The organism is Streptomyces sp. NPDC045470 (assembly GCF_040646595.1).
In the GTDB taxonomy this organism is placed as follows: domain Bacteria; phylum Actinomycetota; class Actinomycetes; order Streptomycetales; family Streptomycetaceae; genus Streptomyces.
Genome location: NZ_JBEZAN010000009.1, coordinates 82,354 through 97,062, shown reverse-complemented (window position 1 = coordinate 97,062; position 14,709 = coordinate 82,354). Strand labels below are relative to the sequence as shown.

General features: G+C 71.1%; 11 protein-coding genes and 1 pseudogene. 11 read left to right on the top strand and 1 reads right to left on the bottom strand.

Translation table 11 applies throughout. The annotated features are described in order from the left end of the window. Positions 1–153: 153 nt before the first annotated feature. From AB0A97_RS24430 to AB0A97_RS24385, 10 genes and pseudogenes are all read left to right on the top strand, one after another. Positions 154–1,821, top strand: a complete 1,668-nt coding sequence (locus tag AB0A97_RS24430; RefSeq protein ID WP_361153616.1) for a sigma-70 family RNA polymerase sigma factor — start codon at positions 154–156, stop codon at positions 1,819–1,821. Positions 1,822–2,602: 781 nt separating this feature from the next. Beyond that, positions 2,603–3,619, top strand: a complete 1,017-nt coding sequence (locus tag AB0A97_RS24425; RefSeq protein ID WP_361153613.1) for a ParB N-terminal domain-containing protein — start codon at positions 2,603–2,605, stop codon at positions 3,617–3,619. A gap of 42 nt (positions 3,620–3,661) precedes the next feature. Then, positions 3,662–4,254: pseudogene (locus AB0A97_RS24420) on the top strand (nucleotidyltransferase family protein); the annotation flags it as partial. Positions 4,255–4,345: 91 nt separating this feature from the next. Beyond that, positions 4,346–5,083 (top strand): phosphotransferase, encoded by a 738-nt coding sequence (locus tag AB0A97_RS24415; RefSeq protein ID WP_361153610.1) that lies wholly within the window; start codon positions 4,346–4,348, stop codon positions 5,081–5,083. A gap of 452 nt (positions 5,084–5,535) precedes the next feature. Then, positions 5,536–6,204 carry a TetR family transcriptional regulator gene (locus AB0A97_RS24410; RefSeq protein ID WP_361153607.1) on the top strand — a complete coding sequence of 223 codons (669 nt, stop codon included), beginning with the start codon at positions 5,536–5,538 and terminating at the stop codon, positions 6,202–6,204. 171 nt (positions 6,205–6,375) lie between these two features. Further along, on the top strand, positions 6,376–7,407 hold the full coding sequence (locus AB0A97_RS24405) for an epoxide hydrolase family protein (RefSeq protein ID WP_361153604.1): 1,032 nt from the start codon (positions 6,376–6,378) through the stop codon (positions 7,405–7,407). 125 nt (positions 7,408–7,532) lie between these two features. Then, positions 7,533–8,450, top strand: a complete 918-nt coding sequence (locus tag AB0A97_RS24400) for an SGNH/GDSL hydrolase family protein (RefSeq protein WP_361153601.1) — start codon at positions 7,533–7,535, stop codon at positions 8,448–8,450. A gap of 293 nt (positions 8,451–8,743) precedes the next feature. Beyond that, on the top strand, positions 8,744–10,012 hold the full coding sequence (locus AB0A97_RS24395; protein WP_361153598.1) for an acyltransferase: 1,269 nt from the start codon (positions 8,744–8,746) through the stop codon (positions 10,010–10,012). A 238-nt stretch (positions 10,013–10,250) separates the two neighbouring features. After that, complete coding sequence (locus tag AB0A97_RS24390) at positions 10,251–10,835, top strand: TetR/AcrR family transcriptional regulator (RefSeq protein ID WP_361153595.1); 585 nt, start codon at positions 10,251–10,253, stop codon at positions 10,833–10,835. A gap of 54 nt (positions 10,836–10,889) precedes the next feature. After that, complete coding sequence (locus AB0A97_RS24385) at positions 10,890–11,582, top strand: nitroreductase (protein WP_361153992.1); 693 nt, start codon at positions 10,890–10,892, stop codon at positions 11,580–11,582. Here AB0A97_RS24385 and bla read toward each other — a convergent pair whose 3' ends face one another. Next, positions 11,583–12,503, bottom strand: a complete 921-nt coding sequence (bla, locus tag AB0A97_RS24380) for a class A beta-lactamase (protein ID WP_361153989.1) — start codon at positions 12,501–12,503, stop codon at positions 11,583–11,585. It lies immediately after the preceding gene. A gap of 657 nt (positions 12,504–13,160) precedes the next feature. Between bla and AB0A97_RS24375 the strand changes: the two genes are divergently transcribed. Continuing rightward, positions 13,161–14,681: an ATP-binding protein gene (locus tag AB0A97_RS24375; RefSeq protein ID WP_361153592.1), complete on the top strand. Its 1,521-nt coding sequence runs from the start codon at positions 13,161–13,163 to the stop codon at positions 14,679–14,681. The last annotated feature ends 28 nt before the right edge of the window (positions 14,682–14,709 follow it).

Here is a 14,709-nt window from a genome sequence, read left to right as displayed (position 1 = left end):
CCTTCGCCCCTCCCGGAGGACAGCGCGCCCGCCCTGTGCGACCGCGTACGCATCTGACGGACGATTGCTCGATTTCTGTTATCGGCCTCGCCCCCGCAGCATCTCCTGTACGTGGGACGGAACAAGCCCGAGCCGAAAGAGAGTGGACAGAGCGTGAGCAGCGAACTCGATCCTGCGGTGATTGCGGCCGCGCAGGCGGGGGACGGGCAGGCCAGGGACCAGCTCGTCACCGCGTCCATGCCCCTGGTGTACAACATCGTGGGACGCGCGTTGCACGGCCACGCGGACGTTGACGACGTGGCGCAGGAGACGATGCTCCGGGCCCTCGGCAGCCTCGGCGACCTCCGTGACCCGGGCAGCTTCCGGTCCTGGCTGGTGGCCATCACGATGAACCAGATACGGGCGCACTGGCGGCAGGACCAGGCCGCCCCCGTCGCCGGTGGCCTGGACGACGCGTACGAGATCCCCGACCCCCGCGCCGACTTCGTGGGACTGACCATCGTCCGCCTCGGCCTTTCCGGACAGCGCCGGGAGGTCGCCGAAGCCACCCGCTGGCTCGACGAGGGAGACCGCGCCCTGCTCTCCCTGTGGTGGCTGGAAGCGGCCGGCGAACTGTCCCGCGCGGAGGTCGCCGCCGCGATGGAGCTGACACCCCAGCACACGGCCGTACGGGTACAGCGGATGAAGTCCCAGCTCGAAGCCTCCCGCGTGGTCGTCCGCGCGCTGTCCGCCACGCCGCGGTGCGTGCTGCTGGACACGGTGACCGAACAGTGGGACGGGGTGCCCTCCGCGCTGTGGCGCAAGCGCATCGCGCGGCACGCCCGCGAATGCACGGTCTGTTCCTCCTTCTCGTCCGGGCTGGTCCCCGCCGACCGGCTGCTCGTCGGCCTGGCCCTGGTGCCGCTGGCCGCCGCCCTCGCGCCGGACACCATGGAGGCCCCGGTCCTCGCGGCCGCCGCTTCCCAGCAGTCCGCCTCCGCCATGCCGGCGACCGCAGGCGGCGCGGCGCCGTCTCCGGCCACCGGCCCGGCCACGGGAGGCGGCCGGGCCCAGCTCCGTGACGCACTACGGGAGAGCCGCCGGGTCCGCCGCCGTCGCGCCGTCACCGCGGCCGCCGTGGCGGCGGCCGCCCTCGCCACGGTGGGCGGCGCGCTGCCGTTGATCACCGGCGGCCCGGACGACGAACCCGGCACCTCACGTGCCGCGACGGAACCCCGGTCGGCCCCCCTGGGCACGCCCTCGGCGACCACACCCACCCCGTCTCCCTCCGAGGCGAGCCACAGTCCGAGCCCCACCCCGACTCCGTCCGCGTCGTCCTCCAAGGAGCCGCACACCCCGAGGAAGAAGCGGGCGCCCTCCGAACCGGCCGCCCCGGCTCCGCGCCCGTCCTCCGCCGCCCCCGCCCCCGTCCCGGCCTCGGGTTCCGGAAGCGGCGGGTCGGCGTTCGCCCAGCAGGTCACCACGCTGGTCAATTCCGAGCGCGCCAAACAGGGCTGTTCACCCGTCCGCGCCAACGACCAGCTCGTCACCGCCGCCCGGCGTCACTCCCAGGACATGGACGCCAGAAACTATTTCGACCACACCAGCCCGGACGGTACGGACCCGGGGGACCGCATCACGGCCGCCGGATACCGGTGGAGCACGTACGGCGAGAACATCGCCAGGGGGCAGCGTTCCGCCGACGAGGTGATGAAGAGCTGGATGAACAGTCCCGGTCACCGGGCGAACATCCTCAACTGCGACTTCAAGGAAATCGGCATAGGCACCCACGACACGTCCGGCGGGCCGACGTGGACGCAGGTGTTCGGCGCGCGGAGCTAGCCGAGTACGGAGGCGAAGACGTATCCGTACGGGCGCGGGGCCGACCGGCCGCCCTCCCCGCCCCGTACGGAGTCGTCCGGCTGTGGACCCGTGCGGATGGGGACCCGTGCGGCTCCGGGAGACTTCAAGGAAATTCTCATCGGACAAGTCCCCACGGAATTGTCCGAATACAGGGCTGCTCCCCGCCCTGAGCAGTCCGGACAAGTGCTGGACAAGTCCTGGACAAGAGCCCCCTTCCCCGCTCCGGCGCACCGGCTCAGCATCAGCAGCACAACGGCATCTTCGAGCCATGTACGCCCGGCACGGGAAGCCGGGCGGGTTCCGGCCGGAGATGTCGTACGACCACGGCCACCTGGGACAACCCGGCCGTGGCGGTGCGGCGTCGGGCCGTCGGCTTGGGGACGGGCCACCGGTTTCCGGCCCGCCGCGCCGAGCGGGGCCGGAGCGGGGGAGCGCGTACGAGCGGATGCGCTCTGCCGCTCCGGAACCGTTCCCGCCCTCCGCCTTTTCGCAATTTCCGGCCAAAAGGTCAAGGTCAAGGTCAAGACCACAAGGCCACAAGGCTGGAAGGTCCGCAGATCGAAAAGCCGACAGTCGGAAAGATGCAATGGGCTGAAAGGCGCAAAAGCCCGAAAGATGTAAGAGCCCGAAAGGCAGAAACGGTACGGCACCCAACCGGTCGCCCTTCCGGCAGTACGGGGGCGGGACCGGGCCCACCCGTGAACCGTCCGCCGCTCCGGAGCCGGAGAGCGAACGGGAATTACGGACCGAGGAGGGGCAAGTGGAACCTGGGCAGTCGCAGGTCGACCTGCACACGGTCGTCGACGTCGAGATCAGTGCCTTGTCGGTGAGCGATTCGCCGAGGATTTCGGGGGAGAACCAGGAGCACATCGAACTGCTGGCGGTCGCCGACGCACCGCTGCCACCCATCATCGTCCACCGTGGCACGCTGCGCGTCATCGACGGCGCACACCGGGTACGGGCTGCCGAGCGGCGCGGCTGGTCCACCATCCCCGTACGGTTCTTCGACGGCGACGACGCGGACGCCTTCGTCCTCGCCGTCGAGTCCAACACGGGCCACGGCCTGCCGCTGACCAAGGCCGACCGCAAGCGCGCGGCCGAGCGCATCATCGCCTCGCACCCGATCTGGTCGAACCGGATGATCGCCTCGATCACGGGAGTGGCACCGGCGACGGTGGCCAAGGTCCGCCGTCGGATGCCGGGCGGCGCGGCCGAACGCGGACGCGTCGGCCAGGACGGCCGCTTCCGCCCGCTCGACGGCGCCCAGGGCCGCAGGCTGGCCGCCGAACTCATCGCCGCGGACCCGGACCTGTCACTCCGGCAGATCGCGCAGCGGACCGGCATCTCCCCGGAGACGGCGCGCGACGTACGCAACCGGATCCGCCGCGGTGAAGAGCCCCTGCTCGCGGCGCGTGGCAAGCGCGGCGGGCAGCAGGGGCGCGGTCCCGGCAGTCCCCCAGGGCAAGGGCTCCGCCCGGCATCCGGGGGTCCGGCGGCGCGCACCAGGATGCCCGTGGCGGACCGGCGCCGGGTCGTGAACCGGCTCATGGGCGACCCGGCCCTGCGCTACAGCGACACCGGCCGCACCCTGCTGCGGCTGCTCGGCATCCACACCGTCAGCCCGGAGGAGTGGGAGAAGATCACGGACGGCCTCCCGCAGGGCCACCGGCGAACCGTCGCCCAGTTGGCCCGCGCCTACGCCGACAACTGGTCGGAACTGGCCCATCGCGCCGCCGAACGCGATGCCGCCGCGCCGGCCGGGGTGCGAGGGATGTAAGGGCCTGGGCGTGAGCCGGGCGCAATGTGGTAGGCAAGGCCGGTGATCAGCAGACTCCCTCGCGACCGGCAACTCGACTCCCTGCGTGCGACGCTCTCCCGCAACGACGTGTTGACGGAGGTGCTGTCGCGTACCGCGACGCTGGGCCTGCCCGGGTGGTACGTGACGGCGGGATGCCTTTTCCAGACCGTGTGGAACGTGGTCACGGGCAGGCCGCCGACGGCCGGCATCAAGGACTACGACGTCTTCTACTTCGACGACACGGCCCTCTCCTGGGAGGCGGAGGACGCGGTCATCGAGGCCGGACGCGAGGTCTTCACCGGGCTGCCCGCCGAGGTCGAGATCCGCAACGAGGCGCGCGTCCACCTCTGGTACGAGGACAAGTTCGGCGTGGCCTGCCCGCCGCACGACTCCACCGAGGACGCCATCGACCGTTTCGCCGCGACGACCTGCTGCCTGGGCGTGCGCACGGAGCAGGACGGCCGGTGGCGGGTGTACGCGCCGCACGGACTGTCGGACGTGTTCAACCTCGTCGTCCGCCCCAACCCCGTCCTCGCGCCGCGGTCGGTCTACGAGGCGAAGGCGGCCCGGTGCAGGAGCAGTGGCCCGAACTGACCGTCCTCGAATGGCCCGCGTCGAGCGGCACGGGTGGCACGAGCACGGCGGATGCCACAGGTATCCCGGACGCCACGGGCGTAACGACCGGCAGCCCTCCGCAGCGGCAGAATGTCTGAAACGCCGCTGCCGGGCGGCTTCGTCCAGCACGTCGTACGGGTCGGCGCCACGGTGCGCCGTCCTGCCTCGGCCGCCACCGTCTTCGTCGGCGAACTGTTGAAGCTCTTCGAGGCCCACGGCTGGCCCGGCGCGCCGCGGTACCTCGGCATCGACGAGGACGGGCGCGAAACCCTGACCTACCTGGACGGACACGTGGCCTGGGCACGCGAGCAGCCGCCGGCCGTGCACGCGGCGGAGTCCCTGGAGCGGGTCACCCGGCTCGTACGCGAGTTCCACGACCTGACGGCCGGCACCGCACTGGCCGGAGCGCACGAAGTCGTCTGCCACAACGACCTCGCGCCCAGGAACACGGTCTACCGCCCTGCCGGCGGCACCCTGCGCCCGGTGGCCTTCATCGACTGGGACCTGGCGGCGCCGGGCGAACGCGTCCACGATGTCGCTCACGTGTGCTGGCAGTACATCCGCCTCGGGCCGCGAGTCAAGGATGTCGCCGACAGCGCGCGGCGGTTGCGGCTGGTCGCCGACACGTACGGCCTGACCGACCGGGACGGGCTCATCCCCGCGATCCTGTGGTGGCAGGACCGGTGCCGACGGGGCATCGAGGCCGCCGCCCGGGCGGGAGACCCGGCGATGGTCCGCCTCCGCGACGCCGGCGCGGTCACGGAGGTCCGGGACGCCTTCGCGTGGGTCGGTGCTCACCGCGACCTGCTGGCCCGCGCGCTCCGCTGACGGAGCCGCGTCTCGACGGAGGCGCGCTTGCCTCCCGATCGGCGGCCGCAGACTCGGGATCGGCTCGCGTCGCCGGAATCGACGTGGCGGCCCACCCGGACCGGCTACGCCGGGCGATCGGACCCGTGGCCCAGAAACCCGGCACCGACCCGATGCCACCGCGACCGAGAACCTGGTGCTCGCTGGCCGCCTCCACGGGTTGCCCGGCCGGGGCGCCAGGGGGCGCGGGCCCGTGGATTCGTGCGGCGGTTCGGCCTGGCCGCCGCCGCGGACCGCCTGGTGCGCACGTACTCCGGTGGCATGGCGTCCGGGCGCCCCCGGCCCTGCTCGCCGCTGTGGCTCTCGCGATGAGTTTCCTGGTCACGCGAGCGTTCCGGGGCTGCCGCAGGTCGGCGTAGGGAGAGCGTTGCGGTAGGGGTCGAGGAGCAAGGAGGAGGCGTACGGCTCTGCTCGTGCGTTGTACGCATACTGCATACGATCTGCCGTCGACGGGCCCGCCCGAAGGCAAGACCGCCGAGGAAGCGGTCAGTGGTGAATGCCGGCCCGCCGAACCAGGTGGCGGGCGGTGGACCCGTCGCAACGACCCCGACCGCAGGACACGCATCCTGGACGTCACCCTCTACGTCATCGCGGAGTACGGAGTGGCGGGGACGGCGCATCGGCACATCGCCGCCCGGGCGGACGTGCCACTCGGGTCGGTCACCTACCACTTCGCCAGCCTGACCGGTCTCCAGGCGCAGGCGTTCGCCCGGCATGTCGAGCGGCAGGCCAGGGTGTTCGAGAACCGGTTCAAGGACATCGAAACGCACGAGCACTTCGTCGACGTCCTGGTCGGCCTCGTCCATGAAGGCCCCGCCCGGCACCGCAGCGCGGTCCTCGGCTTCGAGTCGCACCTGGCCGCCCTCCGCGACCCCCGGACCGCGCACCCTGACACAGACGTGGACGGAGGACAGCCGCAGCGTTCTCGCCCGTTTCGCCGGTCCGGACGGGACAGCCCGCCTCGACGCCCTGCTGGAGGGGGGATCATGCATGCGCTCCTCATGGCCGCGCCGGAGTCGCGCGAGGCGACGCGCGACGCGATCGCCCGGACACTCGGCCCGGCCGACCGGCCAGGAATATGACCGCCCGGGAATGTGACCGGGGCGCCTGTCATCACCCCCGTCAGGTGAGAACGGAGCCATGGAGGCCCCTGTGACCCGCCACACGCCCATCCGCCCGCCCATGCTCGCCGTCACCGAGGCGGAGCTGGACGACCTGCGCTCACGACTGCTCCACACCCGCTGGCCGACCCCTTGGCCCACCGACGAAGGGGAGGCCGGCACCGACCCCGGCGAACTGCGGCGCCTCGTCACCCACGGGCCTCCACATACGACTGGCGGGCTCACGAAGCCACCATCAACGCGCTGCCGTCGCACCTCGCGGACATCGACGGCACCCCCGTCCACCACCTCCGCTTCGACGGCGAACGCCCTGGCGCCCTGCCGCTCATCCTGACCAACGGGTGGCCCAGCTCCTTCCTCGAACTGACCGCCCTCGCCCGCCGCCTGGCCACGCCGTCGCGGTACGGGGGCGACGCCGCCGACGCGTTCACCGTCATCGTCCCCTCGCTGCCCGGGTTCGCCTTCTCACCCCAGCGGCCCTCGCTCACGGAGTCCCCACAGACGCATGAGATCTGGCACCGTCTCCTGCGCGACGAACTCGGATACGAGCGCTACGCGGCGCACGGGCGCGACCTGGGCGCCGGCATCACCTCCCGGCCCGGCGAGGCGCACCCCGAGGCCGTGGTGGGCATCCATCTGACGGCGGTCGCCTACGACGCGGCCGGTGTCACTCCCGAGGAGCGGGAGTACCTCGATTCCGTCGCGGCGTGGTCCGCGGCGGATGGCGGGTACCTGTACCAGCAGAGCACCCGCCCGCTCACACTGAGCTACGGCCTTGCCGACTCGCCGGCCGGGCTGCCGGCCTGGCTCGTCGAGAAGTACCGTGCGTCGAGCGACTGCGGTGGAGACCTGTCATCCCGGTTCAGTGACGACTTCCTCCTCACGCAGGCGTCGCTCTACTGGTTCACCCGTAACGTCTCGACGTCCTTCCGGCCCTGCTACGAGTACGCCCAGGGACTGACGAGGAGGGTCGAGCGGGTCGACGTCCCCACCGCCGTCGCTCTGTTCCCGGCCGACCTCACCCGGCCGCCCCGTAGCCGGGCCGAGCGCACGTACTACGTCGCCAGGTACACCCGCATGCCCCGGGGCGGACACTTCGCCGCCCACGAGGAACCCGAACTCCTCGCGCACGACCTCACCGAGTCCTTCCGCACCCACCGGTGATCGAAGAGACGGCCGGACCCGGATTGCGGTCACCGTGTGAGCGCCGTATGACGGGCGTTTCCGCGGTATGTGAGCGGCAGATGACAGGCGCCGGTATCGCCTGTGCGCCGTGATTGCCTCGAAGCATGCACAGCAAGCACATGGACCAGACCCCGTCCCCCTCGCAGCAGTCCGCCACGCCCGCCACATCCACCCCGTCCGCCGCACTCGCCGCCCCGGTGCGGCGCTCCGGAGGGCTCAAGTCGCCGGGCATGGCCGCCGGGGCCGTCCTCGTCGTGGGCGCCTCCCTTCTCGCCCTCACCGGCTGCGGCAACGCGGAGTCCGGCAAGGACGACGGTGCCGCGGCGTCCGCCGCCGCGTCGCCCGCGGAGAACAAGGGCGGGAAGCACCTCTCCAAGCTGCTCTGGATGGGCGACTCGATAGCCGAGGCGGAGGCGCCCGCCCTGGGGGCCGCCATGAAGGTCGGCGGCGTGGAGTTCAAGTCCATCGCTTCCGCGGGCGGCGGCACGGTCGTCAAGGGGGAGGGGCCCACCGCCGACTTCGCCGACAGCACCTTCAAGGACCTGTCCAAGGCGGTCGGCTCCTTCCACCCGGACGTCATCGCCTACCAGGTCACCACCTACGACTGGGGAACCCCCGCCCAGCAGAGCAGCTCGTACGAGCGCCTCGCGAAGGCCGCGAAGGACGCGGGCGCCGAACTCGTCATCGTCTCGGCCCCACCGTTCAAGATCGACGAGTTCTACAAGGGGCACGAGGCGGCCATCGCGTCGGCGCCGAAGGCGGCCAAGGAGGCGGCCGGGAAGAACCCGGGTCAGATCCGTTTCCTCGACGCCTCCGCGCTGTGGGGCATCGACGGCGCCGCGGCGAAGGCCCAGCGCAGCAAGGACGGCATCCACTCCTGCCAGCAGGGCTCCGCGGCGTTCGCCAACTGGTTCGGGCAGCAGCTGAGCAAGCAGTACTCCTTCACGCCCGCTTCCGCGGACCGGTGGGCGAAGGGCTCGTGGACCGGCGACAAGGTCTACGGCCAGCTCAAATGCGGGTGAGCCCGTACGGCTCCAGGTATGTGACTGCCGCCGCGGCCCCTGCCCTGCCGCAGCGGCTGCGGCTGCCGCTGCGTCAGCCGGTCCCGGTGTTGCTGCTGCCGCCGCTTCCATAGGCCGTTCTTCGTGCCGTAGCCGAGGCTGCGCGGCGGCCGGTTCGCTGCCCCGGGCGACAGCCCTGCCGCCGGCCGCCGCCTGCCCGGAGCGACGACTGGCTACGGCCGACCTCCGCCTGCCCCGAGCGCCAGCCTCCCGCACCTCGCTGCCCTCCTAGCCACCCCCAGAAGGACCCGTTCATGCCGACGTCTGCGGCCACACCGCCCTCCCCGCCGCCCTCTCCGCTGCCTTCCCGCCGCCACGGCCGCCCCGGACCGCGCGCGACCGGGCGGCACATCACCCCCCTGGACGGTCTGCGCGGCCTCGCCGTCCTGGGGGTGCTGTTCTTCCACGCCGGGCACTTCGGCGGCGGTTTCCTCGGCGTGGACCTCTTCTTCGTCCTGTCCGGCTTCCTCATCACCGGCCTGTTGCTCAAGGAGGCCGCGAAGCGGAACGGTACGGTCGGCCTCGCGGCCTTCTGGGAACGCCGGGTACGCCGTCTGCTGCCCGCGCTGACCGTGATGATCGTCGCCGTCCTGCTCCTCGTCCGGGCGGCCGGGCCCTCGTACCTGCTGGGCTTCGCCCTGGAGGACGGCCCGTGGGCCGCGCTCCAAGCGACGAACTGGCACTTCATCAGCGACCAGGTCGGCTACTGGAACGACGGCGACACCCGCGTCTTCAGTCACCTGTGGAGCATCGGGGTCGAGTGGCAGTTCTACGTCGTCTGGCCGGTGGTGGTCGCGGTCCTCGCCAGAAGGCGCGCCACCCGCCGTCTCGTGCCCGTGGTCGCCGCCGCCGGTGCCGTCCTCTCCCTGGTGGTCATGGTCGCCCTCGCGCACGGTCCGGACACCACGCGCGTGTACGAGGGCACCGACACCCGGGCCTTCTCGCTGCTGCTGGGCGCTCTGATGGCGACCGATCCGGTACGCCGTCTGCTGTCGAGGACGCCCGGCCGCCTGGCCGACGGCCTCTGTGCCGCCCTGGTGTGCGGCCTTGGCGCCTACTGGTGCCTGACCGGCGGTCCGGGCGACTCCTTCCTCTTCCGTGGCGGCCTCTTCCTCCACGCTCTGGCCGCCGCCCTGCTGATCGCCCTGCTCGCGCACACCCCGGCCGGACCGGTCGGCCGTCTCCTGGGAAGCAAGCCCCTGCGCTCACTGGGCGCCGTCTCCTACAGCCTCTACCTCTGGCACTGGCCGATCTACCTGCTCCTCACCGAGGACGTCCTCGGTTTCGGCGGTTGGGCCCGTACGGCGGTCCTCCTCGCGGTCTCCCTCGCCGCCGGGTGGCTGTCCAAGGTGCTGGTGGAGGACCCGGTACGGTTCAAGGCCCGCTGGGCCAGGGGGCGTACGGGTGCGGCCGGCCTGGCCGCGGTGCTCGCAGCCGTAGCCGGTGTCTGCCTCCTTGTGCCGGCACCGGCCCCGGGCGCCGACTCGGTGGATCTCACGCAACTCACCGCCGGTTCAGGCTGACCGCCACCCGGCTGTCACCGGTGACAGGTGACCGGTCATCTGTCACCGGCCACCTGTCACTGCAACCCGCCTCTGTCGCTTGCCCCACCACCGCTGTCCGCGGAAATCGGCTCACCGTCCGCGCAACGCTCCCTCCTTCGCCTTCTCCGGCACCGTTTGACGCCCCGCGTACCGATCGGTACCGTCTAGCGCGTACCGATCGGTACGCCTGCGTTGTCGAGCGTGAACCGGAGTTCCGATGGCAGACGAACAGCAGCAGCGCTCGCCGGCGGGCCGGCGTGTGTGGGAGACCGCGTGCGAGCTCTTCTACCAGGAAGGCATCCGTTCGGCGGGGGTGGCCGAGATCGCGGAGCGGTCGGGCGTCGGAAAGCCGAGCATCTACCGCAACTTCGCGTCCAAGGACGGCCTCGCGCTGGCTTATGTGAAAGCGAAGGCGGTGCCCTCCCGCGTCTGGCTGGAGACGGCACGCGCCGCCTGCCCGGACGACCCCGCGGCGCAACTCCGTCACGTCATCGCGGCCATCGCCGACCAGATCAGTGAGCCCGGATACCGGGGCTGCCCGCTGGTGAACGCGTCCGTCGAGTTCCCCGACCGCACCCACCCGGTACGCGTCGCCGTCGAAGAACTGAAGGTCGATTACCTGGAACTGCTGACGGAAATCGTCTCGCAGTTGCCTGTGCGCGATCACCGCACCCTGGGCTACATGCTCCAGATGCTGGTGGAAGGCGCCAGCGTCACCACCCAGTTCTACGCGCCCGAGAAGTCGGCCACCGCGCTGAAAGAAGCGGCCGATCGCCTCATCGACTCCTTTCTGGAGCAGTGACCACCGAATCGGTCGCGAGCATCCGCACCCGTACGAAAAGAGAAACCCATGAGCATGGCCACCTGTGCGCCCGCCCACGCCGAACACCTGATACGCGCCCGGCGCGCGACCCGTGCCTTCACCCCGGAAGCCGTGCCCGAGGACACCGTGCGCGCCGTCTTCTCCCTGGCCGGCGCGGCTCCCTCCAATTCCAACACACAGCCCTGGCAGGTCGAAGTGGTCAGCGGCACGGCCAGGGACCGGCTGAGCGCGGACCTGACCGCCGCACACGCCGATCAGCGCATGTCACTGGACTTCCCTTACCGGGACGACTTGTACACCGGTGCGTACGCGCAGCGTCGCCACGAGGCGGGCGCGGCGATGTACGGCGCACTCGGCATCGGCCGAGACGACCATGAAGAGCGCGCGGCATTCACCGCGGAAAGCCTGAACTTCTACGGGGCTCCGCATGTCGCGCTGCTGTTCCTGCCGCCCAACGCCGAAGAACGTATGGCCGCCGATCTCGGCATGTACGGGCAGACGCTCCTGCTGGCCATGACGGCGTACGGGATCGCCAGCTGCCCGCAAGGCCTCCTGAGCTTTTACGCCGATACCGTCCGTGAATCACTGGGCCTCGACAGCGACGGCACGCGTCACAACAAGCTGCTGTTCGGCATCTCCTTCGGATACGCGGACACCTCCGCCCCCATCAACAACATCACCGTCCGCCGCGCCGAACTGCACGAGACCACCCGCTTCCACGGTTGATCACGTAAGCGCGGCCACCACGTATTCCGCGGCCCGGGCAAGGAGGTTCTGGTCGTACGCGGCGTCCTTCTCGGGCTTGCTGGACAGGATCGAGATGACGAGCGGCGGTACGGATTCAGCAGGCCACGCGATGGCGATGTCGTTGAGCGTGCCGTAGTCCCCGGTCCCGGTCTTGTCAGCCACGGTCCAGCCCTTCGGGACGCCGGCCCGAATACGCTGTGCTCCGGTGGTGTTCCGTACCAACAGATCGCGGAGAAACCCGCGTTTGCCGGCCGATAGTACGCTCCCCAGCACGAGCTTTCGGTAGTCCGTGCCGAATGCGCGGGGAGATGTGGTGTCGCGCGGGTCTCCCGGAGTGGCTTCCGTGATCGCGGGCTCGATCCGGTCCATCCGGGTGACCGGATCGCCGATACCGCGGGCGAACGCCGTCAGTTTCCCCGGCCCGCCGAGATCCCGGAGCAGCAGGTTCCCGGCCGTTCCGTCGCTGTGGCGGACCGCCGCATCGCACAGTCGACGGATCGACATTCCCGTGGCCACGTGCTTCCCGGTGACGGGGGAGTGCTTCAGCAGATCGTCTTCGCCGTACGTGACGACCGTGTCCAGATGCGACAGCGGATTACCGTGCAGGACCGCCGCGGCCGCCAGCCCCTTGAACGTGGAGCAGAACGCGAACCGTTCGTCCGCCCGGTGCGTCACGGTCGCACCCGTGCCGGTGGCCAGTGCGTACACCCCCAGACGCGCGCCGTACTCCCGCTCCAACTCGTCCAGGGGCCGGTGCTGTCGGCGTTCGGGAGCCATGGAGGGCGGGGCGGGAGCGGTCGGGGATGCGTCGGCCCCGCCGCTCGTGCATGCGGCCAGCGGCACGAACGCCGCCGCTCCCAGGAGCGCGCGGCGCGACAGGGGTGATCGCGAAACCGTCACAGTTTTCCTCCGCAGATGCGTTCGGCGACTTGCGGCGATGGTACGGCCGCGAGGGGGCGGCGGCCCGGCCACGTCGATCGTTCCCGGAACGGGCAGAAGGGGCCAGGGCGTTGGGCATGGCCGCCGAGCGTCAGGTGTGAGCAGGCGCGACGGTCATCGGCTTGCCACCGGTCGTCCTCTCGGACGAGGGCAGAGCGTCGCTACCGACGGCGCTCTCCGTGCGGCGCTGCCGTTGATCGAAATTCCGGGCCGTACAAGTAAATCCGGGCATTCACTTCGCAATCGCCACGCCTTACCGCGATTCCTTGGAATGGCTAGCGCCAAACGATTCTGCTGACGTTCGTACGTGAGTGCATTCATGTGTGCTGTGCACATGCCCCTCGGAGCCAATCGGGCCCCGCTATGCTCACTGCCGCGCAGCGAGTTGTGGCAGTTGCGGCATGACGCCGGTGACTGTCGTGAGGTCGCCACCGTGCGGGGTGTCCGGGGTTCAGGAACCCGGAAACCGCGCGCGGCAGGTCGGCTCGGCGTGCCCTGCGGTGATTGTTCGGTGTGTGCGAACCAACGGTCGCCCGTCGCATTTCCCGCCGCCTTTCCTGCGTAAGTGAATTCCGTGTACGACGTCCTGTCCCTTCCCTTAGTGCTCTGAGGCTGCCGATGGTTCGTGCTGATGCGTCACCCGGAAGGCCGGGGCCGGCCTCCACCGCGAGGTGGCCGCTGCCGCCCCTGCTCCTGGCCATATGTGTGGCCGTGGCTGTTCCGTTGCTGCCTTCGGCAACCCGTGCCCACGTCGTCTGGATCGGCGTCCTGGCGACCGCGGCCGTGGCTGCCGCGGACTTCAAGGCCGCGCGCCGGAGCCGCGCGATGGACGCGCTGCGCAGGCAGTACGCCGAGAGAGAGGCCGCCCTGCAACGGCAGTTGGCCGAGCAGGAGGTCGAGACGGTACGGATGGCCAAGGAGACCCTGCCTGCGGCCATGGCGCGGCTCCAGCAGGGAAATTCGGTCGAGGACGTACTGCGCAGCACCGCCCAGGCGTCCCGGGTGAGCCCCCGGTTCGAAGCCGCGCACCACGCGGTGCTGCGCTACGTCCTCCAGGCCGTGGAGGCCGAGGAGGACCTGCGTGACGCCGCCCAGCGGGCCTTCGTCAACATCGCCCGGCGCGTCCAGGCCATCGTGCACCAACAGGCGCTGGAGCTGCGCGAGATGGAGGACCGGCACGGCCAGGACCCGCACGTCTTCGGCGACCTGCTGCACCTCGATCACCGGACCGCGCTGATCGGCCGGCTGGCGGACAGCATCGCCGTCCTCGGCGGTGCCCGGCCGGGGCGGCAGTGGCAGAAGGACATCCCGCTGTTCAACGTGTTGCGCGGTGCCATGTCCCGGATCACCGACTACCAGCGCGTCGACCTGCACTCGGTGGCCGATGTCGGCGTTCTCGGCCGTGCGGCCGAGCCGCTGATCCACGCCGTGGCCGAGCTGCTGGACAACGCCACCCGCTACTCACCGCCGCAGACCCGCGTCCACCTGACCGCGACCGAGGTGCAGTCCGGTGTGGCCGTCGAGATCGAGGACGCCGGGCTCGGTCTGACCGACGAGGCCCGCATCCGCGCCGAGCGGGCCCTGGCACAACGCTCCGGCGGCGGACTGGACCTGGACGACCTGGGGGAGTCCCCGCGACTCGGCCTGGCCGTGGTCGGCCGGCTGTCCCACACGAATCACTTCAAGGTCTCGCTGCGCGTCTCCGCGTACGGCGGCGTACGGGTGGTCCTGGTCGTACCGCCGGAGCTGATCACCGTGACCCCGGTGCCCGGCGGAGCTTTGGCCAAGGCCCCCAGCCTGCCGCCGCCCCGCCGCCCCAGCGGCCCGAAGCACCGGGCCGAAGCGGCCGCCGAGGAGCCGGTGCCCGCCGACGGGCCCCGCACCCCCAACGGGCTTCCGCAGCGCAGGCGGCGCACCCGGTCCGTGATCCCGTCCGCACGGCCGCAGCAGGCAACGCCCTCCGCCGCTGCCCCCCGCCCCCCGGCGTCGGGCGGCCGTTCCGCACCGGCCGGGCTGTGGATGTCCGCATTCCTCGACGGTGCCTCCGACGGCGCATCCGGCGGTGATACCGGCGCGTCTCCGGCGGAGGCCCCGGCGCGGCGCTCCCGAAGTACGGGCGACGAAGAGCCCGAGCAGTGACCGAGCCGGCAGATGAGCCAGCAGACAA